Below are 23,104 nucleotides of genomic sequence, written 5' to 3' on the forward strand. Positions count from 1 at the left end.
GGTCAGAGGGTTACACTTTACTTCAAGGATTCAGGTGATACCGTCACGTCCGGTACGTCGAGACGTTGCTGACGTAAACGATAGATCCGAGCGATATTTTGAATGACGACTTTTGTGACCGCATAGGTCGGAACTGCTAGGATGACACCAATGATTCCACCGATTTTCCCAGCAACGAGCAAGACGATGATGATCGTCAGCGGATGAACCTTGAGTGTTTTTCCTTGGACATAAGGAGAAATCAAGTTCGACTCAATTTGCTGCGCGACGACGATCGTGATGATCGCATAGACGGCTTTGATCGGATCATCGATGAACCCGACGATGACCGCCGGTACAGCACCGATGTAAGGTCCAAGATACGGAATGATGTTCGTGACCGTACAGAATAAGGCAAGCAGTAACGCATATTGAATATCTGAGATGAAGAAGCCAATCAATGACATGAGACCGACACAGATTGAGACGATAACCTGTCCATTGACATAATGCTTCACTGTCACGTGCATATCGTGCAAGATTTTACGCGTTTCTGTTTCATAGCTTTTCGGCAACAGCTTCACGACGGAATCCGGAAACTTATAGCCGTCAAGCAACATATAAACTAAGATGAACGGCACTAAGACAATGATTAAGACGGTCGAAGAGATGACACCGAAAATCGTTCCGACAGACGTCGAGACAGACTTAAAGACTGTACCGATATACGACGTCGCTTCATTCGTCCACTTGTCAAACAAGTCTGTATTCTCGTGAACCCATGTCGAGATGAAACGATTGTCCATCAATTGATCGCGTAAGTTTAACGTCTGATCGCGCAATTCGATGACGAGCGTCGGAATGCTTGTCGCAAAATCCGTCACCTGCTCGACTAAGATCGGTCCGATCGAAGCGACAGCAATCGTCAGAATCGTGATGAAACCAAGCAAGACGATCAACACGGCAAGACCACGTTTCTTGACGCGTTTTTGCAATGCATCTACGATACCGAGCGTGAAATAATAGAAAATCCCCGCAATGATCAGCGGTGGGAAGATCAATGCCAGCATGACTTTAATCGGCTGGAATAAAAATGAGATCTTTGTACCGACCCAGATAACGAGAAAAATCACCAATACCCAGATTAATGCCTTAAACCATTTATTTCGAAGCAAATCCAAACCATTCACACTCCCATTTATTACATAGTCATTATAGCTATTCTTACACACTATATTACGAAATAATAGTTTTTTCATAAAACATATCTTATGTACCATACATAAAAAAAGCCTACGAAATCTTACTGATTTCATAGGCTTAACATCAATTCATAGTAAGCGATAAATGGCTTCCCACGCTGCATCGACGCCTTCTCCAGTCTCAGATGAGAAAGGAATCAATGTATCTTGACCATCAAATTGCAACTTACGTTTAATCGCCGCGATATGTTTATCACGTTGACTCTTCTTGATTTTATCGAGTTTTGTCGCAACGACGATGACCGGTAGATCGTAATACTTCAAGAAATCATACATCGTCACATCGTCCGCAGACGGATCGTGTCGGATGTCGACGAGCTGTACGACACCTTTGAGGATTTCCCGTTGTGTGAAGTACTTCTCCATCATTTTGCCCCACGCTTCACGCTCCGTCTTTGAGACTTTCGCATATCCGTAACCCGGTACATCAACGAACATGACTTCATCATTGATGTTGAAGAAGTTCAAGGTTTGCGTTTTACCTGGTTTCGAAGATGTCCGCGCGAGTGCTTTACGCTGGACCAGTTTATTGATGAAAGAGGACTTTCCGACGTTCGATCGCCCAGCGAGTGCCACTTCTGGCAACAATGGCTCCGGATAATGTTCCGGATTGACGCCACTCGTAATAAAATCAGCTTTATAAATTTTCATGTTACTCTCCTTTTAATGCATGTTCGAGCACTTGCTCCATCGTCGCGACCGGAATGAATTCCATTCCTGCGCGGACGCTTTCCGGGATATCATCGATGTCCCGCGTATTGTCTTGCGGTAGTAGAACGGTCGTCAAGCCCGCACGGTGTGCTGCGAGTGACTTCTCCTTTAGTCCACCGATTGGTAAGACACGTCCACGCAACGTGATTTCACCCGTCATTCCGACGTCTCGGCGAACCGGACGTTTTGTTAAAGCGGAAATCAATGCTGTCGCGAGTGTGATCCCAGCAGATGGACCATCTTTTGGTACGGCACCCTCAGGAACGTGGATGTGAATGTCTTGCGTTTCGTAGAAGTTCGGTTCGATGCCAAGGGACGTCGCATTCGCTCGGACGAAGCTGTAGGCGGTCTGAGCCGACTCTTGCATGACATCACCGAGTTTCCCGGTTAACTGCAATTTCCCTTTACCCGGAGCAAGGCTGACTTCGATCGTCAACGTATCGCCCCCAAAAGCAGTATACGCTAAACCAGTCACCGCGCCAATCATATCTTCGAGCTCGCCTTGACCATAGCGGTAAATCGGTTTGCCTAGGAAATCGTCCAGATTACGCTTCGTCACCGTCACCCGCTTCTTCTCCCCCATCGCGATTTGTTTCGCTGCTTTCCGGCAAAGTGAGCCGAGGACACGTTCGAGATTCCGAACACCGGCTTCTCGCGTATAACGACGGACGACTTCTTCTAGCGCGTCTGCTTTGACCGTCAATTGACTCTTTTTCAGACCGTGTTCAGCCAGTTGCTTCGATAAGAGATGACGAACAGCGATCTCCGTCTTCTCTTGTTCCGTATAGCCACCGATTTGAATCAGTTCCATCCGGTCAAGCAACGGTCCGGGGATGTTCGAGACATCGTTCGCTGTCGCGATGAACAGGACATTCGATAAATCGAACGGTTCTTCGATATAGTGATCGGAGAAGCTGTTGTTTTGTTCTGGATCAAGAACTTCGAGCATCGCGGACGACGGATCACCACGGAAGTCATTTGACATCTTATCGATCTCATCGAGCAGGAAGACCGGGTTGTTCGTTCCTGCTTGTTTTAAACCGCGAATGATCCGTCCTGGCATCGCACCGATATACGTCCGGCGATGTCCACGGATTTCCGCTTCGTCGCGCACGCCACCAAGTGAGACACGGACGAACTTCCGCTCAAGTGCTGTAGCAATCGAACGGGCAAGCGACGTTTTCCCGACTCCTGGAGGACCAGAAAGACAAAGAATCGGTCCACGCAATGAGTCGGTCAATTGACGAACGGCAAGATACTCAAGGATTCGTTCTTTGACCTTCTCTAGACCGTAATGGTCCTTTTCAAGCTGTTCCGAAGCAGCTGAGACGTTCAAGAAATCATCGGTTGCTTCATTCCACGGCAATGAGAAGAACCATTCGAGATAGTTGCGAATGACCCCATGTTCGGGACTCGTCGCCGGTACGACCGCTAAACGACTGATTTCCTTCTCGACGTTCGCAACCGTCGTTTCTGGTAAATCAAGCATCGCAAGCTGCTCCCGGTATTTCGTCGCATCGCTTTCAACAGAAGCCGACTCGCCACCGAGTTCTTGTTGAATCGTCTTCAATTGTTCCCGCAAGTAATACTCGCGTTGCGATTGTTCAATCGTCTTCTTCGTCCGTTCACGCATCTCACGTTCGAGTTCGACGACTTCATATTCGTGTTTCATGACGTCAAGCAACATCAATCCTCGTTCGACCGGATCCTGTTGTTCGAGAAACTCCTGCTTCTTCGAAATATCGATTGGTAGCTTCGACGTGATATAGTCCGTCAATGAATCGAGGCGTTCGTATGTCTCGAACCGGCGACGTTCATCGGTTCCGATTCCTTTAATCCGGGAGACGAGTTGACCAAACTGTTCTTTGATGAGACGAACGAGCGCTTCTTGTTTCGCTCCTTTGATGTCCATCTTCTCGATTGGTTCGATGACAGCTTGATAACCCTCGTCCGTCTCCTCGACGTTTTCAATCCGGACGCGTTCCTTCCCGATGACGCGGACACGGACCGTATCATTCCCGAGTTCACTCATCTTCGCAATTTGAACGAGCGTCCCAACCTGATGCAGCCCGTCGACAGACGGCTCTGCTTCTGGATCACGTTGCGTGACGACGACGAGATCGATTTCGTGTTCCTTTGATGCAAGTAAGGCTTTCAAGGATACCGGACGCCCGACATCGATCGTCAATCCGATCAATGGATACGCGACAACACCGCGTAACGGTAAAAGTGGATATTGTTTTTTCTTCATTCGAATTCCTCCTAAACAAAAAGACTCGGAAAGGCGTACAAGTAGCCTCCGAGCCGATTTGTCACGGTGTTACGCCGTTTCTTTTTCTTTCCCATGTTCAATTGTACCATCTTTCAACTCAAGCGTTGGACCGCGTTTACCAGTCAACGTTTCTGCTGTAATGATGACTTTCGCGATGTCTTCACGCGATGGGATTTCGAACATGATATCAAGCATAGTTTCTTCGATGATGGAACGAAGACCACGTGCACCTGTTTTACGTTCGATTGCAAGTTTTGCAATCTCAAGAAGTGCATCTTCCGTGAAGTCGAGTTCGACATCATCAAGTTGAAGCATTTTCTTATATTGTTTCACGAGGGCGTTTTTCGGTTTCGTCAAGATTTGAACGAGTGCCTCTTCATCAAGTGGCTCGAGCGTCGCCATGACCGGCAAACGACCGATGAACTCTGGAATCAAACCGAACTTTTGAAGATCTTCTGGTAATGCAGCTGCCAGAATTTCTTTTTGTGTAAGGTTACGGTTCTCTGAATCGTTTCCGAATCCGATGACTTTTTTACCAAGACGACGTTTGATCGACTGATCGATACCATCGAATGCGCCACCAACGATGAACAAGATGTTCGTCGTATCGATTTGGATGAATTCTTGATGTGGGTGTTTCCGTCCACCTTGTGGCGGTACACTCGCAACCGTTCCTTCCAAAATCTTCAGCAAGGCTTGTTGGACACCCTCACCAGATACGTCACGTGTAATCGACGGATTTTCTGATTTACGAGCGATCTTATCGATCTCATCAATGTAGATGATTCCTTTTTCAGCCTTCTCAACATCATAGTCCGCTGCTTGGATGAGTTTCAACAGGATGTTCTCGACGTCTTCACCGACATAACCGGCTTCCGTCAAACTTGTTGCATCTGCAATCGCAAACGGTACGTTCAAGATACGTGCCATCGTTTGGGCAAGAAGTGTTTTACCGCTACCTGTTGGTCCAATCATGACGATGTTCGATTTCGAAAGCTCGACATCATCTGCGCGACCACCAGCATTGATTCGTTTGTAGTGATTATACATCGCTACAGACAACGACTTCTTCGCTTTTTCTTGACCGATGACATAATCGTCAAGTGTCGTACGAATTTCATGCGGTTTCGGAACATTCTTTAGCTCGACTTCTTCTTCAGTGCCGAGTTCTTCCTCTACGATTTCATTGCAGAGTTCGATACACTCGTCGCAAATGTAAACGCCAGGTCCAGCAACAAGTTTGCGTACTTGTTCTTGTGTCTTTCCACAGAAAGAACATTTTAGCTGACCTTTTTCTTCGTTAAATTTAAACATAAAGGTCCACCCCTTTAACGTGGAAATTGTATGGATGCCTGTAGCATCCCGTCTCACGTTTTACTATTTATGATTGTAGCATGAACAAGGAAAGTCTTTCAAATCCTGGACGAACGATTTACAGTTTGATGTTCTGAACCAAGGATCGTTTGTCCTTGTTTGACCTATCGTACAAAAAAATCGACTCCAAGACCAGAAATTGGGCTTGAAGTCGATCGAAAACCATGAAATGGCTTATTTTGCTTTTGCGTTGTCGACGAGAACATCGATAGCTTTACGGAATTGAAGATCGCCTTTAAGCGTTTCAAGACCACCTTGTGGTGCAAGCATCGTTTCAAGTTGATCTGCAGGGATGTTGTAGAGTTCTGACATTGATTGAAGTTCAGCTTGAGTTTCCTCATCTGTTACTTCGATTTTTTCGTCAGCAACGATTTGCTTGAGGACGAGACGTGCTTTAACGCGCTCTTCCGCTTGCTCTTTCATTTCAGAACGCATTGCCTCTTCTGTCGTTCCAGTCAACTGGAAGTACATGTTGAGGTCGATGCCTTGTGATTGAATACGTTGTGTGAACTCTTGAACCATACGCTCGACTTCGTTTTCGACCATGACTTCTGGAAGATCAACTGTCGCGTTTTTCGTAGCCGCTTCGACTAACTCATCGCGCATTGAAGCATCAGCTTCTTGTTTGCGTGTGTTTTCGAGACGCGTACGAATTTTTGTTTTCAACTCGTCGAGTGAAGAAACTTCTTCATCCATTTCTTTTGCGAACTCATCTGTCAATTCAGGGAGCTCTTGTGCTTTAACTTCGTGGATCGTTACTTTGAATGTAACTGGTTTTCCAGCGAGTGATGCTTCGTGGTATTCCTCTGGGAATGTCACTTCAAGATCTTTTTGCTCGCCAGTTTTTAAACCGACCATTTGCTCTTCGAATCCAGGAATGAAGTTTCCAGAACCGATGACGAGTGAGTAGTTCTCAGCAGTTCCGCCGTCGAATTGGTTTTCCCCATCGAAACCTGCGAAGTCGAATACGACTGTATCGCCATTCTCGATGACGCCATCTTCTTTAACGACGAGTTCTGCACCGCGTTCTTGCAATGTTTTGAGTTCAGCGTCGACGTCTTCGTCAGTAACGTTCGTTTCAACTGCTGTGTACTCAAGACCTTTGTACTCACCGAGTGTAGCTTCTGGCTCGATGACGAACGTGATTTTGAATTCGACTGGCTTGCCTTTTTCGAGTGTTTCAACGTCGATGTTCTCAAGCGCGATTGGCTCGATTCCTGATTCGACGACTGCACCTTCGATTGTGTCCTTGTAAAGGATATCGAGTGCATCTTGGTACAGTGCTTCTTCACCGTACATTTTGTTGAACATTGCGCGTGGCATTTTTCCTTTACGGAAACCAGGTGTGTTCAAAGTCTTAACGACTTTCTTGAACGCTTGGTCTACCGCTTTATCAAATGCTTCAGCAGGCGCTTCATACGTGAGGACGCCGAGGCTACCTGATTGTTTTTCCCATTTTGCAGTCATGCTGAGTCCCTCCAAAATTGTCAATTAGCGTACATGTGTGTACAACAAGTCACATTATAGCACAATCGTTCTGACGATTACCACTGTTGAACGAATCGTTTCCTGATGTCTCAATCGAAGTAAATTTGCTCGAATGCAATGACTTCCGGATAAAGGATATGCGCCGCTCGATATAACCGCTTCGCCAGCGGACTGAGGATACGTTCCGGTTCTTCACGTTCAAATGTCAGACCTGCGAGTTCTTCGCATGCTGCGAGCCACTTCTCCATGTCTGCTCCGATTCGTTCTCGTTCTTCAAGATGGATCAATTGATCCGATCGCAGGACGAGCAACGCTCGAAACGGATCCATTCGCTCTAACGTATGCATCGATGCCAGTAACGCTTGTTGCTCCTGTTGATGTACTAGCAGGATTTCTTCTAACTCTTCACGTGACGAGATCGTCCAGTCTACATCTAAGTGTGGCACATGAATGCTTACCGGATATGGCACGTGATGAAGCACGCTTCCTAATAACTGATCAATGACGAGTAGACTTTGATGTGCTGTCTCTTGCGCCTGAAGGTATTTTTGTGTGATGTATGCAATGAGCTCATGTGTCCGTTCGAATTCCACACCGGTCAATTGGCGCATTTGTTCGACCCAACTGCCGTGTCGCAACACATGCATCAATTCCGTTGCTGCTGTTACCTCACGCTGCGCAACAGGGTTGTTTTGAACTGCCGGCTTTTGTTCGCGAACACGCATCTGTTGTTTGATTTCATCTAATCGAAGCGCGAGCCCATAAGGCAGATACGGTGACGCCGAGCGCAAAGCGAGTTTCATCGGATAACGTTCTCCGAGTTCATAAAGAAAGAGTGCGAGCACTTGCTCGACACCCTCGACTTCAAGAAAACGTTCTGCCACTGTTTCAAATCGTTCACGGTCATGCATTAAGAGTGGTTGAATGACATAGAGCCGGTGTAAGACATCTTCTCCTGTCAATTGGTCAGTCTCTAATTCCATAATCAATTGTTCTTGTTTAGAAGCGGGCAAACGAAGAATCCGCGCTCGTTCTACTTCTAGTTCATGTTCCATCCAGCGCGATGTCCCCATATTCCGGCACTCCTTCATATTCAACTTCTTATTTCGTAAATGGATCGAGTAAAGACGTCCAGTTCGTGATCGCTTCTTGAAGTTGTCCCGCCTGCTCGATTCCTAATCGATTCAACGTATCTAATGAGACGTCAGCTTCAAGTAATCGAGCGATATCTTCCGATTGATTCACGTACTGCTCGAGTTTTGCACTTAAATTTTGCAATTCTTGCGGCGGATTTTCAAGTCCCGCTAGTCGTTGATCGATTTGATCCAGTTCTTGATTGAACTGATCAATCGTTCCGTTTTCCTTCAACTTTTCGATTTGTTGATCGAGTGCCTGTTCAGGGTTCGCAGATTCACGCGCTGTCGTAGCCGCCTCATTCAGGGAAGCCGACAAATCTGACGTGACTTGGGCCGTATCTTTTGCAATGCCTTGAAGTTCTCCAGCGTAATCGACACTATTTTTTACATCGTTGACTTGTTGTTTTGCATCGTCGACTGTATTTGAAATCTCACTACATCCAGCAAGAAACGTACTTAGCATAAGGACTGCTCCAACTTTCTTCCACATAGCATTCATCCCTTTCGAGTTCATGATACCTTAATTATAATCGAAAATCGGAATAAAAAAAAGAGACCACCCTCGTAAGGGCAGTCTCTATTTTAATTATAGCGTCCCAAGAGGGATTCGAACCCCCGACCGACGGCTTAGAAGGCCGTTGCTCTATCCTGCTGAGCTATTGGGACGTGTCAACACGAATAAACTATACTAGAACAATTCTTTCGTGTCAATCACATTACAAACATTGCAATTATTATATTACAAAAATGTTCCGTCCAGATGAAGGGCATTTACCGGGTCACCGTTCACATTAAGAAAATCGACAGAATAACGGTTTTGATCCACTTCAAGAATCGCATACGTCTTGTCTGGTCGATGACGTGGCATCCGGATTGAACCTGGATTGATGAATAACACACCGTCCCGATATTCAGCCTTCGCCACATGGGAATGACCATATAAGACGATGTCCGCCTGCTTTTCCTTCGCATGATGCTGTAAGACATCTAGACTGTATTTGACGTCCTGCCGATGCCCGTGGACACAGAGGATGGTATGACCATCCATTTCCGATACGACTTCTTCCGGAAAATCGTGTCCGTAATCGCAATTCCCTCGCACAACACGATATGGATATAATGATTCGATGTCGCGCGTCAATTGGGAGTCCCCACAATGAAATGCCGCATCTACGTCTTGGTGACGTTCGAATATCGTAAGCAGTTCTTGTTCTAGTCCATGACTATCACTAACGATCAACGCTCTCATCTTCATCACACTCCTAAGAAAGTAGTTAAGTCCTGTTCGAGCTTGCGCAATGCATTGCCACGATGACTAATCATCGCTTTTTCTTCTTTCGTCAATTCAGCAGCCGTCTGTCCGCTTTCTGTGACGAACAATGGATCATAACCGAAACCGTTCGAACCCGACGCCTCAAAACCGATTCGCCCTTCCATCGTTCCACGAACCGTCAATGTCTCACCCGTTGGTTTCGCTAGCGCGAGTACACAAACGAAGCGCGCCGTCCGATCTTCCTCCGGAACACCTTCTAACTTTTCAAGTAGTAGAGCATTGTTCGCCGCATCCGACTTTTCAAGTCCCGCGAAGCGTGCTGAGTAGACGCCGGGAGCGCCATCTAAAGCATCGACTTCAAGACCTGAATCATCAGCAAGTACCGCGTGGCCAAAGTAGGCTGCTGCCTCTGTTGCTTTTAAAAGTGCATTCTCCTCGAATGTCTCACCTGTTTCATCCGTTTCCGGAGCATCGGCGTGATCGAGTAACGACTCGACCGTATAACCGAGACGACCCAGCATGCTTTCAAGTTCCTTCACTTTACCTGCATTGTGTGTTGCGACGATGACCTTCATCTATGTTCCCCCACTTCTTCTCCTACATACCACCAAGAGACACCGAGTGCCTCACGGCCAGCCTCAATCAGTTCCTTAATACCTTTTTCCCCAAGTTCGAGCATTTCGAGCATCTCTTGACGGGAAAATGTCGACTCTTCTCCTGTTGCTTGCATCTCGACGATTTTACCCGATGAGGTCATGACGAGATTGAAGTCGACTTCCGCCGCAGCGTCCTCTTCATAGCATAGATCGAGCAAGACATTCGACTCGACGATTCCAACCGAGATGGCTGCGATGCCCTCTTTGATCGGTGTATCTGTCAGTTTTCCCGCTTGAATCAATTGATCGACTGCTCGGACGAGTGCCAAAAAACCACCAGTGATCGATGCCGTTCGTGTACCGCCATCTGCCTGAATAACGTCACAATCGATCCAGATCGTTCGTTCCCCGAGCTTCTCTAAATCAACGACGGCCCGAAGCGAGCGGCTGATCAGACGTTGGATTTCCATCGTCCGTCCCGTCTGTTTGCCGCGGACGGCTTCTCGTGCGGTCCGCTGAGCCGTCGCACGCGGCAACATCGAATATTCCGCATTGATCCAGCCCTGGCGTTTACCGCGAAGGAACGGTGGCACCTTCTCCTCGACGGTCGCCGTACAGAGGACTTTCGTATCTCCCAGTTCAATCAAGACAGAACCTTCTGCGTGTTTATTGACATCAATCGATAATTGAATAGGACGGAGATCATCCGCCGTTCGTTGGTCTATCCGCATTTAATCTTCCTCCGTTCCAAGCACGATGCGCTCCGCATGGATGGTCTGATCGAGCCAGTCCGTCGCAATCTGATCAAATGAGCGGATATCGCCTGTCGCGTAATAACGATGTTCCGGAATTTGTGTCACATCTGCTGAAATCGTATTGTAATCAAGTAGTGCTGCTACCTCGAGCGCTGTCTCGTCTCCTGAAGAGATTAGCTGGACGCCTGGTCCGATGACCCGTCCAATCACATCTGCTAGAAGCGGGTAATGGGTGCACCCGAGGATCAATGTATCCATATCGTAATTCATCAATGGTCGTAATGTATTGGCAACGACACGTTCGACGTACGCACCATCTGTCTGCATCGACTCGACGAGCGGAACGAATGGCGGGCACGCTAACGATTCGACGACGACTTGCCCTTCGACGTGGCGTAACGCCTTCTCGTAGGAATTACTTGTAATCGTCATCTTCGTTCCAATGACACCGATTCGTTTCGTACGCGTCACCTTAACTGCCGCGCGGGCTCCCGGATCAATGACACCGATGACAGGTATATTTAAACGTTCTCGCGCTTCTTTTAAGACGACAGCCGTGGCTGTGTTACAGGCGATCACGATCAATTTCACATCTTGTTGCACGAGATAATCAATCATCTCCCACGTAAACTCACGAATCTCTTCTTCTGGACGAGGACCATACGGACACCGCAATGTATCCCCGACATAGATGATTCGCTCATGGGGCAACTGTCGCATCAATTCACGTGCGACCGTCAACCCACCGACTCCGGAATCCAGTACTCCAATCGCTCGATTCACTCTTCTCCACCTCTTTCTCTCTTTCCTATGGTAACAAAAAAGGACGACGGTGCAAGACCGGCGTCCGAGAATGTACGATTACAGGATTACTGAGCAAGACCTTCGCTAGTCAGCATATCTGAAAGAGTCGTGATTGCTTCAGAAGCATCGTCACCGTTTGCAACGATTTTGATATCTGAATCTTTCGCGATTCCGAGTGAAAGAACACCCATGATTGACTTCAAGTTGACAGTCTTCCCGTTGTATTCCAAGTTGATGTCTGATTGGAATTTAGAAGCTGTGTTGACGAGCTGAGTAGCCGGACGAGCGTGAATGCCTGAATCCGCGATGACTTTGAATGTTTTTTCCATGATTAAGAAATCTCCCTTCACTAATAACGTACTAGTGAGTCGTTTTCGAATATGTGAACTCATTATCAAATGATAACGGATTCGAATCGATTCTGCAAGGAATTTTTATACGCTTCACTCCATGGGAATGCTTTCCCCGAACGATCGATTTGTACCATAGATGTCCGTCCCGTGAACATCAATTCACCTTGCTCATCAAATGCCGCATAGTGGACGTCACACGATGCACTACCGACATGTACCGGATACGCATAGACAGCGAGACGCGCTCGTGGATAGACTTGGCGAATATAGTTACACTGAGCATCGGCGACGACGATAATGCCGTCTTCTGCAAGCGAATATCCTGTTTCCTCTAACATCAATGTCCGAACGTCTTCAAAATAGACGAACGGTACTCGGTTATTCATATGACCATAGGCATCCGTCTCCGCAAAACGAACAGCGACGTCGAGTCGTGTGCCATGTTTCATCTGTTCAAGCCATGACTCAAGTTCTGGAATATAAGCTGGTACGCGCACAATGAGTTCCTCCTGTCTGAATGAAAAAAGAAGGAGCAAGCTCCTTCTTTGATAAATCATGAACTAACGGCTTCACCTGTTCGTCCTTCGTCACTACCGAAGAACTTTTTGAATGAATGAAGTGTCGTCTGACGGTTCATCGCCGCGATTGAAGTCGTCAGCGGAATCCCTTTCGGACAAACCTCAACACAGTTTTGAGCGTTACCGCACTGCATGATCCCGCCATCTTCCATTAACGCTTCAAGGCGTTCTTCCTTGTGGAAGGCACCTGTCGGATGCGAGTTGAATAGACGAACTTGTGAAATCGATGCTGGTCCGATGAATGTCGAACGATCGTTGACGTTCGGACATGCCTCGAGACACACACCACACGTCATACATTTCGATAACTCATATGCCCATTGACGTTTGTTCTCTGGCATCCGTGGTCCTGGACCTAAGTCGTACGTTCCATCGATCGGGACCCATGCTTTGACTTTCTTCAGCGCATCGAACATGCGTTGACGGTCGACTTGAAGGTCACGAACGATCGGGAACGTCTGCATAGGTTGAAGGCGGATCGGTTGTTCGAGTTTATCAACGAGTGCCGTACACGACTGACGTGGTGTACCGTTGATGACCATCGAACAAGCGCCACAGACTTCTTCTAGACAACCCATGTCCCAGTTGATCGGTGTCGTTTTTTCACCGGCTGCATTCACAGGGTTCCGGCGAATCTCCATTAAAGCAGAGATGACGTTCATGTTCGGACGGTACGGAATTTCAAACGCTTCATCATACGGTTTACCATCAGGTCCATCTTGACGTTGAACGATGAATTGAACCGATTTTTGCGTAGTAGATGATTCGAGTGGTGTCGCCATTATGCTTTCACCTCTTTCTTCGACTTCTTGCTGTAATCGCGTTTCCGTGGTGGAATCAACGACGTGTCGACGTCTTCATAGAAGATTTCCGGATGACCGTTCGTGTAACGTGCCATCGTCGTCTTCAAGAACTGTTCATCATTACGTTCCGGGAAGTCCGGTTTATAGTGCGCTCCGCGACTCTCGTCACGTTTTAAAGCACCGAGCGTGATTGCTTCAGCTAGGTCGAGCATGTGATCGAGCTGACGGATGAACGATGCCCCTTGGTTACTCCAACGTGCTGTATCCGTTGCCGAGATGCGTGTGAAGCGATCGCGGAGTTCCTTGATTTTTGTCAGTGTCTCTTCGAGCTTATCGTTGTACCGGACGACCGTGACGTTATCCGTCATGATTTCTCCAAGCTCACGGTGGATTTGATATGCGTTTTCCGTACCTTCCATTGATAGGATATCGTTGAAGCGGTTGATTTCTTCGATTTTATGCGCTTCGACCACGTCCTCACTCATCTCATGAACCGATGTCTCGAGTTCATTCATATAAGCAATGGCTGATGGTCCAGCGACCATTCCGCCGTATACCGCAGAGAGAAGTGAGTTCGCTCCGAGACGGTTACCACCATGCATCGAATAATCACATTCACCAGCTGCGAACAATCCAGGGATGTTCGTCATTTGATCGTAGTCGACCCATAGTCCACCCATTGAGTAGTGAACAGCAGGGAATATCTTCATTGGTACTTTTCGTGGATCGTCACCGACGAACTTCTCGTAGATTTCAAGGATCCCACCGAGTTTGACGTCAAGTTCTTTTGCGTCTTTATGCGATAGATCCAGATAGACCATGTTCTCCCCGTTGACGCCGAGTTTTTGATTGACACAGACGTCGAAAATCTCACGTGTCGCGATATCCCGTGGAACAAGGTTTCCGTATGCCGGATATTTCTCTTCGAGGAAATACCAAGGCTTACCGTCTTTATACGTCCAGACGCGACCACCCTCACCTCGTGCTGATTCACTCATGAGACGTAACTTATCGTCTCCAGGAATCGCTGTCGGGTGAATTTGGATGAATTCACCGTTCGCATAGATCGCACCTTGACGATAGACAGCAGCTGCAGCTTGTCCTGTGTTGATGACCGAGTTCGTCGATTTTCCGAAGATGACCCCAGGACCACCCGTCGCGAGGATGACAGAATCCGCGGCAAATGCCTCGATTTCCATCGTCCGGAGGTTTTGACAAACTGCTCCACGACAGATGCCATTGTCATCGATGATGGCACGAAGGAATTCCCATCCTTCATATTTTTCTACCAAACCTTGCGCTTCGAACTTACGAACCTGTTCATCTAATGCGTACAACAGTTGTTGTCCTGTCGTCGCTCCAGCGTATGCCGTCCGGTGATGCAACGTTCCGCCGAAACGTCGGAAGTCGAGTAAGCCTTCCGGTGTCCGGTTGAACATGACGCCCATCCGGTCGAACATATGAATGATTTTCGGCGCTGCTTCCGCCATTTTTTGAACAGGTGGTTGATTTGCGAGGAAGTCCCCACCGTATACCGTGTCATCGAAATGCTGGTATGGTGAATCGCCTTCCCCTTTTGTATTGACCGCTCCGTTGATGCCACCTTGTGCACAAACAGAGTGTGAGCGTTTGACGGGTACGAGTGAGAATAACTTAACTGGTACGCCTTGCTCCGCTGCTTTTATCGTAGCCATCAGACCGGCAAGCCCTCCGCCGATGATGACAAGATTCTTGTTCGCCATGTTGTCAGTTCCCCTTTCCTTACAACACGCCTGCAAACGTTAAGATCGAGCGTACGCCTACAAACGATAAACCGATGAATACGAGTGCTGCCACGTAAGACATCGCCCGTTGAGATGCTGGTGACTGCGTGATTCCCCATGTGATGCAGAACGTCCAAAGTCCGTTCGCAAGGTGGAATGTCGTCGCCAAGATCCCGACGATATAGAACGCGAGCATGAATCCGTTATCGACGATGTTCTGCATCATGCTTGCATCGACTGGTGTTCCCATCGCAGCGGCAATCCGTGTTTCCCAAACGTGCCACGTGATGAACACGACAAGGAATACACCGCTGAACCGTTGCAGTACATACATCCAGTTCCGGAAGTATGTATAACGCCCTGTGTTCGCAGATCCGGTGAATGCGATGTACACACCGTAGACACCATGCAAGATGATTGGAATGAAGATGACAAAGATCTCTAAGAACAATCGATACGGAACGTTCCCCACGAATTCCGCGGCCTTATTGAAGTCTTCCTCACCACGTACGATGAAGTAGTTCGTCGTTAAGTGCGAAAGTAAAAATAACCCGATTGGAATGACGCCGAGCAGTGAGTGTATTTTACGACTCACGAAATCACGATGATTCGCCATCCAAATCCCCCCTTTTGTTTGCCAATCAACCGTTGGCGCATTTTGGTAGAAAAGCGCTTTCATAAGGAAATTCGTCTTTTCATCACTTATTCTACTCCTGTCCTTTTTAGAAGACAACCCGAGCCGTTGCATTTAACTGCAAATTTTTTTAGGAAAACAATGACCGACAAGAATCATCTCGGTATAATGGTTCACAGATAGGAGTGAATCATGATGGATGCTACACCAAAACAAACACCACTTTTCGGTATCGAATTGATCCGAGATTATGTGCTGACCGATCTTCTCGGATCGGATTATCGGCAAGTCATCTACTGGGCAGGTAAACGTCTAGCGCGTCAATTCCCTGTCGTAGATGAATCTGAATTAGCCTCATTTTTTGAACAAGCAGGTTGGGGAACGCTCGAAATCAAGAAACGTAAAGGCACGGTCGTCTTGTTCGTGCTGTCTCCTCCTGATACGACGAGAGATGAACGACCACATGGATACTTCCAACTCGAAGCCGGTTTCCTCGCTGAACAGTTCTCCCGTTTTAACGGATGTGTCGCGGAAGGATATGCCGAGTTAACTAAAGAGCTCGTTCAAATCACGGTCCAAATCGATCCTAAAGATCCACTTGAACCGCTCAAGTGAAATTTACATAAAACGTGACAGGAATCTTGATTTTCAACATCGAAGTAGATTCATGAAACTTTTTGCAGTAAGTGCTCGTAAAGTCATTCGTACACAAATCGCGAGGAGGAACTTCACATGTTCAAAAAACTAGCAGCAGATTTAACGGGATTCAGTGATATCGGACAAGTCATTCATCCTGATGATTTCGACAAAGCAGCCGCTGACGATTATGTCTTACATGAAGACGGCGAGAAAATCTACTTCTTGATCAAATCTAAATCTGACGAGTATTGCTTTACGAATCTGGCTTTGATTCACCTCGATGGAGAAAGTGCCGTCAGTTCAAAACGTGTACTCTACCGCTATCCGTATGCACATTATCCGATTCGCCACGTCATGTTCGAAACGGCGGGAACGGTCGATCTTGATGTCGAGATCAAATTCGAGATCGGTGGCAAACATTATTCGATCGACGTCGATAAAAAACAACTCGAACATGTGAAAGATCTTTACAAAACACTTCTTGCCATCGCTGAAAAACAGTATGAAGGACAAAAGATGCTCGAGTTCGCGAACAGCTCATTGAATCATTCGGTCACGATTCTCGGCGGACTTCGTCAAGGTGATATGAACGTACCGCAAACATTCAAGGAGTTGTCTGAACAATCCTTCGAGTGGCTACAAGGTCACTACCATCAGTGGAACCAGCGTGACTTTGGTTCATACTACGAAAAGTACATCAACAACTAATCACTAAAAAAGCCGCCCTCTTCAAGAGGACGGCTTTTTTCATTCTTCATTCGCTTGACTTAAATATTCAGCGACGGTTTCGGCTAACTTGACAGGTAATCCTGCTTCCGCCAACTGTTCGATCGTTGCGCGTCGCAAGCTGCGCATCGATCCGAAATGACGAATCAACTGCTGGCGTCGTTTCGGTCCAACTCCTGGAATCTCGTCGAGCAAGGAACGGGTCATCCCTTTCGAGCGGAGCGAGCGGTGGAACGTGATTGCAAACCGGTGGACTTCATCTTGCATGCGTTGGAGCAAATAAAACGCACTCGAACGCGGACTTAGTTCAATTAACTGTGCTCCTTCTCCAAACAACAATTGACTCGTTCGGTGTTTGTCATCCTTTTTTAATGACCCGACTGGAAGGGATAAGCCGAGTTCATCTTGAATGACTTCTAAAGCAGCATTCAACTGTCCAACTCCTCCGTCAATCAGGACGAGGTCCGGAAGGCGCGCTCCTTCAAGTAACAATCGTCGATAACGCCGACGCACGATTTCTCGCATCGATTCATAGTCGTCCGGTCCTTGGACTGTTCGAATCTTGAATTTTCGGTATTCCTTTTTAAGTGGCTTACCGTCTTCAAAGACGACGAGTGCCGAAACGGCGTCTGCTCCTTGAATGTTCGCATTATCGATGATCTCGATCCGGGACAATGGATGAACGTCAATCGCATCGGCGAGTTCTTCGACTGCTTGAACGGTCCGTTTCTCGTCTTTCGCTAACAACTCGAAGCGTTCCGAGATCGCATTTTCAGCATTCTTCGTCGCTAAATCAAGTAATTTCCGTTTTGATCCTCGGACCGGAACGTGAATTTTAATCGATAGCGCCTCTTTGAGTAACAACTGATTGACGAGTGGCGGTACATAGACTTCACTTGGCTTGATGTTCTTTTCGTAGAACTGGACGATGAAGCTCTCGAGCTCTTCTGCCGGCGTACCATAGATCGGGAAGAGCGAGACATCGCGCTCGATCATCTTTCCTCCACGGAGGAAGAACACTTGGACACACATCCAGCCTTTATCGACATGAATCCCGAATACATCACGCGACGTCAAATCTGCTGTAATCATATTCTGTTTGTTCATGATCGATTCAATCGCTCGCACTTGGTCGCGCAATTCTCCGGCACGTTCGAATTCCATCGTCTCGGCTGCTTCCGCCATCTTGTGCTTCAAGCTTTCAACGAGTTCCTTCGTGTCGCCCGACAAGAACCGTCGGATTTCCGATACGAGTGCTTTTTGTTCCGATTCAAGATTCGGGATTTCACATGGGCCGAGACATTGTCCAATATGATAATACAGACAGAGTTTCTTCGGCATCGGCTGACATTTACGTAACGGATATAAACGATCTAACAGACGTTTTGTTTCGTTCGCTGCATACGCATTCGGATACGGACCGAAGTAATGACCGCCGTCCTTTTTTAACTTACGTGTCGTAATCAATCGTGGATAGGTCTCATTCGTAATTTTCAAGTACGGGTAAGATTTATCATCCTTCAGCATGATATTGTATTTCGGATCATGTTTCTTAATTAGTGTCATCTCAAGCAGCAACGCTTCGAGTTCACTGGCTGTGATGATGTATTCGAAATCACGGACTTCCGCGACGAGACGTTCCGTCTTAATATCATGTGCTCCAGTGAAATAAGAGCGGACTCGGTTTTTGAGATTTTTTGCTTTTCCGACATAGATGACTTCGCCGAATTCGTTTTTGTGTAGATAACATCCCGGCTCATCCGGCAAAAGGGATAGTTTCGCTTTGATATGTTCTTGATGTCCCAAATAAATGTCTCCTTTCACCGTTTTTAGTTTTATTCGTTCGGGTAAATACCATACATTGATTATGACATACGGAGGATGAAAAATGCGTACATATGATTGCATTGTGATTGGAACAGGTTCTGCTGGAAATCAAGCGGCTTATAAATTCATCGAAAAAGGACTACGTGTTGCCATCGTTGAGAATTTCACTCCAGGAGGTACATGCGCACAGCGTGGATGTGACGCAAAAAAAATCTTACTGACAGGTAGTGAGACGAAAGATGCGGTCGAGCGATTGCTCGGATACGGTGTAAAGGGTCTGATTTCGATTGATTGGCGCCAATTGATGGAGCGAAAGAATGAATACACACGCGCCATCCCGGAGCAAACTCGAAAACGGTACGCGGAAACGGACATCGACTATTTCCATGGAGAACCGCATTTCGTGTCTTCACATCGTCTTCGAATTGGTGAAGAAGAAATCGAAGGGAAACAGTTTTTAATCGCAACCGGTTTACGACCTCGCGAATTATCTGTACCCGGTAGTGAGCGTTTCATAACAAGTAATGAGTTTCTTGAACTGAAAGAACTTCCACGCCGACTCGTCTGCATCGGTGGCGGTTATATCTCGTTCGAGTTCGCCCATCTCGCTCGTATTGCTGGCGCAGACGTCACGATCGTCTTACGTTCTAACGCCTTAAAACAATTCGAGAGCGAATTGGTCGATGTGCTATTAGAAGCCACACGGGCACTTGGTATCTCGATCATCAAAGAAGCAGAAGTCGTCGCTTACGAAGAGGAATCCCTTTATTTATCGAACGGCGACGTCTTGAAGACAGATATCGTCTTGAATGCGACTGGACGTGTCGCAAGTATCGACCAGCTTGGTCTCGAAGCCATTGGCGTCGCGCATAACGAAAAAGGAATCCATGTCAATGCGTACCTTCAGTCTTCCGTCGAACATATCTATGCTGCAGGAGACGTCGCTGTCAGCGGGAATCCTGCCTTGACACCGTTCGCTGGAACCGAAGGACGACTCGCTGCTGATAACATGCTCGAAGGGAACAATCGGAAACTAGAGCTGCTTCCTGTACCTAGCGTCGTATTCACCGCGCCGAACCTCGCCCTCGTTGGTGAGACGGAAGCTGCTTTGAAAAAAGCAGGTATTCCTTATCGTGGTCGCTTGATTGATACGTCCGCTTGGCAAACGAACGCACGGATCAAGGACAGTTTCGCTCGGGCGAAAGTGCTCGTCGGGGAAGATGATCAAGTCCTTGGCGCACACTTCATCGGTGTCAATGCAGCGGAACTAGCAAACTATTTCTCGTTTGCGATGCAGCACCGGATTCCAAGTACTTCGATGCAACAGACTGGATTCGCTTACCCGACACCTGCTTCAGACATCGCTTCGTTATTCGAGGATTGACAGGAGGCTTTTGGATGATCCAATACGGCTATACAATTTTATACGTTGAAGACACGGCATGGACGCTGGCATTCTATCGAGACGTTCTTGGACTACCCGTCAAGGCGGAGCACGGGAGCTACATCGAGTTCGAGACCGGTCAGACGACACTCGCCTTCAATACGCGTGAAGACGTGCAACAGTTGATTCCGGATTACCCGATACCAAGTGGAAAAACACAACAGACGTTAGAGATTGGTTTCATCACAGATGACGTCCCGACTCTTTTTCAGAAGGTGGTGGAGGCAGGATATGAGACCATCCTCGCTCCTACTCAAAAACCATGGGGGCAAGTCGTCGCCTATGTCCTCGACCCCGATGGTCACCTGATCGAACTTTGTACGCCAATGTAATCTAAAAAACAGACCGTTCTGCCTGTGCAGAACGGTCTGTTTTGATATGCAGGAAAGAATTAGTTAGATGTTTCAACAAATTCTTTAAGTGCGTCTTTTGGCATGAAGCCCATTGTTTTGTTGACAGGTTGTCCATCTTTGAAGAGAACGAGTGTCGGAATACTTTGAACTTGGAATGCTCCAGCTACTTCTGGGTTTGCATCTACGTCGACTTTGACGATTTTTACATCTTGCATGTCAGCATCGAGTTCTTCAAGAACAGGTGCGAGCATACGACATGGTCCACACCATGTTGCCCAAAAATCAACAAGGACGAGTCCTTCTTGTGTTTCTTCTTTAAATGATTGGCTAGTTGCGTGTACGATTGCCATTGATCATAACCTCCTAATGAGTAGATCGACCCGGTAAAAAAATGGGTGATCTCTTTATTGATTCGAGTATATCATAGCAGTCTCTTCCAACAAACGAAACTGCTCACGCGAAAAATCCGCAAAAACAACCGGCACCATGATAATGGTACCGGCCTTCAAACTTATCCGTGAACGAGCATTTTTTTGAATTCTGCTGTCAATAATGGCACGACGTCGAACAAATCTCCGACGATGCCATAGTCCGCGACAGAGAAGATGTTCGCTTCCGGGTCCTTGTTGATCGCAACGATCACTTTGGCATTTGACATCCCTGCTAAGTGTTGGATCGCACCTGAGATCCCGCACGCGATATAAAGGTCCGGCGTAACGACTTTCCCCGTCTGACCGATTTGAAGGGCATAATCGCAGTAATCCGCATCACAAGCACCACGCGAAGCACCGACTGCTCCTCCGAGGACATCTGCTAGTTCTTGTAACGGTGCGAAGCCGTCCGAGCTCTTGACACCGCGTCCACCTGCGACGATGACTTTTGCCTCTGATAAGTCAACGCCGCCAGTTGCTTTGCGTACGATGTCTGCGACGATCGTCCGTAAATCCTTCAGTTCGACTGTGACCGACTCGACCGTCCCTTGTGAACTACCTGCTTCGAGTGGATCGATGTTGTTCGGGCGGACCGTAAAGAGCGTCTTGCCTTCAGCGACTTTGACTTTTTCAAATGCTTTCCCCGAGTAGATCGGGCGAACGAATGACGCATCCGCGCCTTCCCCTTCAATCGCCGTCACGTCACTGATCAAACCGGCTTGCAATTTTGCCGCGATTTTCGGTGATAGATCCTTGCCGAGCGACGTATGTCCGAAGACGAGCACGTCGGGTGACGTCCGGTTCATCAACTCGAGGAAGACTTGTCCGTAACCGTCTGGCGTGTAGTGTAGAAGACGCTCATCCTCGACGACGAGCACCTGGTCCGCTCCGCGTGATGCTAGTGCATCCGCATCCTTTGCAACATCGTGTCCAATCAGGACTGCGATGACTTCGTCAGCGACACGTCGCGCTGCTGCGATTGCCTCAAACGACACATTCCGTAAACTGCCATCCCGTGATTCTGCGAGTACTAATGCTTTTGTCATTCGTTTCTCCCCCTTAGACCACTTTTGCTTCGTTGCGTAATAATGATGCGAGCTGTGCGACTTGCTCGTTTAGTTCACCTTCAAGGATCTTACCGGCTGCTTTGTTCGGTGGTAAGAAACGCTCGATCGTCTCTAGACGTGGTGTGAGTTCGTCTTCATCCAGTTCGAGATCATCAAGTTCGAGTTCTTCTAGCGGCTTTTTCTTCGCTTTCATGATCCCCGGAAGACTTGGGTAACGTGGTTCGTTCAACCCTTGTTGCGCAGTCACGAGTAACGGAAGTGTTGTTTCGATTGTCTCCGTATCCCCTTCAGCGTCGCGTGTCACGACAGCTTTCGTACCGTCGAGCTCTAGTTTCGTGATCGTCGTCACATAAGGGATGTCGAGTAATTCTGCGACGCGTGGTGCTACTTGACCACTTCCGCCATCAACTGCGACGTTTCCGGCGATGACGAGATCAACCGTTTGTTCCTTCAAATAACCAGCGAGCACTTCAGAAATCGTGAAATGATCTGCCTCTTCGATATCATCTTCAATCGAGATGCGAACTGCTTGGTCCGCTCCCATTGCGAGTGCTGTTCGTAATTCCTTGTCTGCATCTTCCGGTCCGACCGTCACGACCGTCACCGTTCCCCCTTGTGCATCACGGACACGAATCGCTTCTTCTACCGCATACTCATCGTACGGGTTAATGATGAACTCAGCGCCATCCTCATCGATTTGACCATTCTCGAGTTGGATTGCTTCTTCCGTATCAAACGTGCGTTTCAACAGTACATAGATTTCCATCTCATGCTCCCCCTTGTCGTCTATTCACCATCACTCTTTGTATCCGCTTACATGATTGTTGTCATGAAAA

Annotated in this window: 24 protein-coding genes and 1 tRNA gene; 4 read left to right on the forward strand and 21 right to left on the reverse strand. The window is 47.6% G+C overall.

Features of this window, described 5'->3' with window-relative positions; all coding sequences use genetic code 11:
* Positions 1–17: 17 nt before the first annotated feature.
* The 17 genes from KNQ12_RS04445 to KNQ12_RS04525 form a co-directional block, all read right to left on the reverse strand.
* Positions 18–1,160, reverse strand: coding sequence for an AI-2E family transporter (locus KNQ12_RS04445; protein WP_214746537.1), 1,143 nt, complete (start codon positions 1,158–1,160; stop codon positions 18–20).
* Between the two features lie 150 nt (positions 1,161–1,310).
* Complete coding sequence (gene yihA, locus KNQ12_RS04450) at positions 1,311–1,892, reverse strand: ribosome biogenesis GTP-binding protein YihA/YsxC (RefSeq protein WP_023468975.1); 582 nt, start codon at positions 1,890–1,892, stop codon at positions 1,311–1,313.
* A gap of 1 nt (position 1,893) precedes the next feature.
* A complete protein-coding gene (gene lon, locus KNQ12_RS04455; protein ID WP_023468976.1) occupies positions 1,894–4,203 on the reverse strand; it encodes an endopeptidase La in 2,310 nt (769 codons plus the stop codon).
* A gap of 69 nt (positions 4,204–4,272) precedes the next feature.
* Positions 4,273–5,538, reverse strand: a complete 1,266-nt coding sequence (gene clpX / locus KNQ12_RS04460; protein WP_023468977.1) for an ATP-dependent protease ATP-binding subunit ClpX — start codon at positions 5,536–5,538, stop codon at positions 4,273–4,275.
* Between the two features lie 234 nt (positions 5,539–5,772).
* Positions 5,773–7,065 carry a trigger factor gene (gene tig, locus KNQ12_RS04465; RefSeq protein ID WP_029342286.1) on the reverse strand — a complete coding sequence of 431 codons (1,293 nt, stop codon included), beginning with the start codon at positions 7,063–7,065 and terminating at the stop codon, positions 5,773–5,775.
* Positions 7,066–7,175: 110 nt separating this feature from the next.
* Positions 7,176–8,159: a hypothetical protein gene (locus KNQ12_RS04470; protein ID WP_058264738.1), complete on the reverse strand. Its 984-nt coding sequence runs from the start codon at positions 8,157–8,159 to the stop codon at positions 7,176–7,178.
* Positions 8,160–8,187: 28 nt separating this feature from the next.
* Positions 8,188–8,685 (reverse strand): hypothetical protein, encoded by a 498-nt coding sequence (locus tag KNQ12_RS04475; RefSeq protein WP_235147586.1) that lies wholly within the window; start codon positions 8,683–8,685, stop codon positions 8,188–8,190.
* Between the two features lie 129 nt (positions 8,686–8,814).
* Positions 8,815–8,888 (reverse strand) — tRNA-Arg (locus KNQ12_RS04480).
* Between the two features lie 73 nt (positions 8,889–8,961).
* Positions 8,962–9,471: a metallophosphoesterase family protein gene (locus tag KNQ12_RS04485; RefSeq protein WP_023468981.1), complete on the reverse strand. Its 510-nt coding sequence runs from the start codon at positions 9,469–9,471 to the stop codon at positions 8,962–8,964.
* A gap of 5 nt (positions 9,472–9,476) precedes the next feature.
* Complete coding sequence (locus KNQ12_RS04490) at positions 9,477–10,070, reverse strand: XTP/dITP diphosphatase (RefSeq protein WP_214746540.1); 594 nt, start codon at positions 10,068–10,070, stop codon at positions 9,477–9,479.
* Positions 10,067–10,822, reverse strand: coding sequence for a ribonuclease PH (rph, locus tag KNQ12_RS04495; protein WP_023468983.1), 756 nt, complete (start codon positions 10,820–10,822; stop codon positions 10,067–10,069). The genes KNQ12_RS04490 and rph overlap by 4 nt, the downstream gene beginning before the upstream one ends.
* Entirely contained in the window at positions 10,823–11,629 is an 807-nt protein-coding gene (gene racE / locus KNQ12_RS04500; protein WP_023468984.1) for a glutamate racemase, read from the reverse strand.
* 86 nt (positions 11,630–11,715) lie between these two features.
* Positions 11,716–11,979 (reverse strand): phosphocarrier protein HPr, encoded by a 264-nt coding sequence (locus tag KNQ12_RS04505; RefSeq protein WP_012371023.1) that lies wholly within the window; start codon positions 11,977–11,979, stop codon positions 11,716–11,718.
* 65 nt (positions 11,980–12,044) lie between these two features.
* Complete coding sequence (locus KNQ12_RS04510) at positions 12,045–12,500, reverse strand: acyl-CoA thioesterase (protein ID WP_023468985.1); 456 nt, start codon at positions 12,498–12,500, stop codon at positions 12,045–12,047.
* 56 nt (positions 12,501–12,556) lie between these two features.
* Entirely contained in the window at positions 12,557–13,363 is an 807-nt protein-coding gene (gene sdhB, locus KNQ12_RS04515; RefSeq protein WP_023468986.1) for a succinate dehydrogenase iron-sulfur subunit, read from the reverse strand.
* Complete coding sequence (gene sdhA, locus KNQ12_RS04520; RefSeq protein WP_023468987.1) at positions 13,363–15,126, reverse strand: succinate dehydrogenase flavoprotein subunit; 1,764 nt, start codon at positions 15,124–15,126, stop codon at positions 13,363–13,365. The genes sdhB and sdhA overlap by 1 nt, the downstream gene beginning before the upstream one ends.
* Before the next feature lie 19 nt (positions 15,127–15,145).
* Positions 15,146–15,763 (reverse strand): succinate dehydrogenase cytochrome b558 subunit, encoded by a 618-nt coding sequence (locus KNQ12_RS04525; protein ID WP_029342294.1) that lies wholly within the window; start codon positions 15,761–15,763, stop codon positions 15,146–15,148.
* A 210-nt stretch (positions 15,764–15,973) separates the two neighbouring features.
* On the opposite strand from KNQ12_RS04525, the gene KNQ12_RS04530 reads away from it, so the two are divergent.
* Both KNQ12_RS04530 and KNQ12_RS04535 read left to right on the forward strand, forming a co-directional pair.
* Positions 15,974–16,396 (forward strand): YslB family protein, encoded by a 423-nt coding sequence (locus KNQ12_RS04530; protein WP_235147587.1) that lies wholly within the window; start codon positions 15,974–15,976, stop codon positions 16,394–16,396.
* Positions 16,397–16,513: 117 nt separating this feature from the next.
* On the forward strand, positions 16,514–17,128 hold the full coding sequence (locus KNQ12_RS04535; protein ID WP_023468990.1) for a PH domain-containing protein: 615 nt from the start codon (positions 16,514–16,516) through the stop codon (positions 17,126–17,128).
* 39 nt (positions 17,129–17,167) lie between these two features.
* Here the strand turns inward: KNQ12_RS04535 and uvrC are convergent, their stop codons facing one another.
* Positions 17,168–18,952, reverse strand: a complete 1,785-nt coding sequence (gene uvrC, locus KNQ12_RS04540; RefSeq protein WP_023468991.1) for an excinuclease ABC subunit UvrC — start codon at positions 18,950–18,952, stop codon at positions 17,168–17,170.
* A gap of 82 nt (positions 18,953–19,034) precedes the next feature.
* Here uvrC and KNQ12_RS04545 point away from each other — a divergent pair, with 82 nt between their 5' ends.
* Both KNQ12_RS04545 and KNQ12_RS04550 read left to right on the forward strand, forming a co-directional pair.
* Positions 19,035–20,357, forward strand: a complete 1,323-nt coding sequence (locus KNQ12_RS04545) for a dihydrolipoyl dehydrogenase family protein (RefSeq protein ID WP_023468992.1) — start codon at positions 19,035–19,037, stop codon at positions 20,355–20,357.
* 14 nt (positions 20,358–20,371) lie between these two features.
* Positions 20,372–20,749, forward strand: a complete 378-nt coding sequence (locus tag KNQ12_RS04550) for a VOC family protein (protein ID WP_214746544.1) — start codon at positions 20,372–20,374, stop codon at positions 20,747–20,749.
* 59 nt (positions 20,750–20,808) lie between these two features.
* Here the strand turns inward: KNQ12_RS04550 and trxA are convergent, their stop codons facing one another.
* From trxA to KNQ12_RS04565, 3 genes are all read right to left on the reverse strand, one after another.
* Positions 20,809–21,120 (reverse strand): thioredoxin, encoded by a 312-nt coding sequence (trxA, locus tag KNQ12_RS04555; protein WP_023468994.1) that lies wholly within the window; start codon positions 21,118–21,120, stop codon positions 20,809–20,811.
* Between the two features lie 161 nt (positions 21,121–21,281).
* On the reverse strand, positions 21,282–22,247 hold the full coding sequence (locus KNQ12_RS04560) for an electron transfer flavoprotein subunit alpha/FixB family protein (RefSeq protein WP_035396582.1): 966 nt from the start codon (positions 22,245–22,247) through the stop codon (positions 21,282–21,284).
* 13 nt (positions 22,248–22,260) lie between these two features.
* Positions 22,261–23,034, reverse strand: coding sequence for an electron transfer flavoprotein subunit beta/FixA family protein (locus KNQ12_RS04565; RefSeq protein ID WP_023468996.1), 774 nt, complete (start codon positions 23,032–23,034; stop codon positions 22,261–22,263).
* Between the last annotated feature and the right edge of the window lie 70 nt (positions 23,035–23,104).

It is taken from the genome of Exiguobacterium sp. s11 (genome assembly GCF_018619015.1).
Classification (GTDB): Bacteria; Bacillota; Bacilli; order Exiguobacteriales; family Exiguobacteriaceae; genus Exiguobacterium_A; species Exiguobacterium_A indicum.

Coding starts and splice junctions, on each gene's coding strand:
- trxA (WP_023468994.1), bottom strand. CDS start 21,120: ATGGCAATCGTACACGCAACTAGCCAATCATTTAAAGAAGAAACACAA.
- sdhA (WP_023468987.1), bottom strand. CDS start 15,126: ATGGCGAACAAGAATCTTGTCATCATCGGCGGAGGGCTTGCCGGTCTG.
- rph (WP_023468983.1), bottom strand. CDS start 10,822: ATGCGGATAGACCAACGAACGGCGGATGATCTCCGTCCTATTCAATTA.
- KNQ12_RS04485 (WP_023468981.1), bottom strand. CDS start 9,471: ATGAGAGCGTTGATCGTTAGTGATAGTCATGGACTAGAACAAGAACTG.
- KNQ12_RS04565 (WP_023468996.1), bottom strand. CDS start 23,034: ATGGAAATCTATGTACTGTTGAAACGCACGTTTGATACGGAAGAAGCA.
- KNQ12_RS04560 (WP_035396582.1), bottom strand. CDS start 22,247: ATGACAAAAGCATTAGTACTCGCAGAATCACGGGATGGCAGTTTACGG.
- clpX (WP_023468977.1), bottom strand. CDS start 5,538: ATGTTTAAATTTAACGAAGAAAAAGGTCAGCTAAAATGTTCTTTCTGT.
- KNQ12_RS04550 (WP_214746544.1), top strand. CDS start 20,372: ATGATCCAATACGGCTATACAATTTTATACGTTGAAGACACGGCATGG.
- KNQ12_RS04475 (WP_235147586.1), bottom strand. CDS start 8,685: ATGCTAAGTACGTTTCTTGCTGGATGTAGTGAGATTTCAAATACAGTC.
- tig (WP_029342286.1), bottom strand. CDS start 7,065: ATGACTGCAAAATGGGAAAAACAATCAGGTAGCCTCGGCGTCCTCACG.
- KNQ12_RS04505 (WP_012371023.1), bottom strand. CDS start 11,979: ATGGAAAAAACATTCAAAGTCATCGCGGATTCAGGCATTCACGCTCGT.
- sdhB (WP_023468986.1), bottom strand. CDS start 13,363: ATGGCGACACCACTCGAATCATCTACTACGCAAAAATCGGTTCAATTC.
- KNQ12_RS04525 (WP_029342294.1), bottom strand. CDS start 15,763: ATGGCGAATCATCGTGATTTCGTGAGTCGTAAAATACACTCACTGCTC.
- KNQ12_RS04545 (WP_023468992.1), top strand. CDS start 19,035: ATGCGTACATATGATTGCATTGTGATTGGAACAGGTTCTGCTGGAAAT.
- KNQ12_RS04535 (WP_023468990.1), top strand. CDS start 16,514: ATGTTCAAAAAACTAGCAGCAGATTTAACGGGATTCAGTGATATCGGA.
- lon (WP_023468976.1), bottom strand. CDS start 4,203: ATGAAGAAAAAACAATATCCACTTTTACCGTTACGCGGTGTTGTCGCG.
- KNQ12_RS04470 (WP_058264738.1), bottom strand. CDS start 8,159: ATGGGGACATCGCGCTGGATGGAACATGAACTAGAAGTAGAACGAGCG.
- yihA (WP_023468975.1), bottom strand. CDS start 1,892: ATGAAAATTTATAAAGCTGATTTTATTACGAGTGGCGTCAATCCGGAA.
- KNQ12_RS04530 (WP_235147587.1), top strand. CDS start 15,974: ATGATGGATGCTACACCAAAACAAACACCACTTTTCGGTATCGAATTG.
- KNQ12_RS04490 (WP_214746540.1), bottom strand. CDS start 10,070: ATGAAGGTCATCGTCGCAACACACAATGCAGGTAAAGTGAAGGAACTT.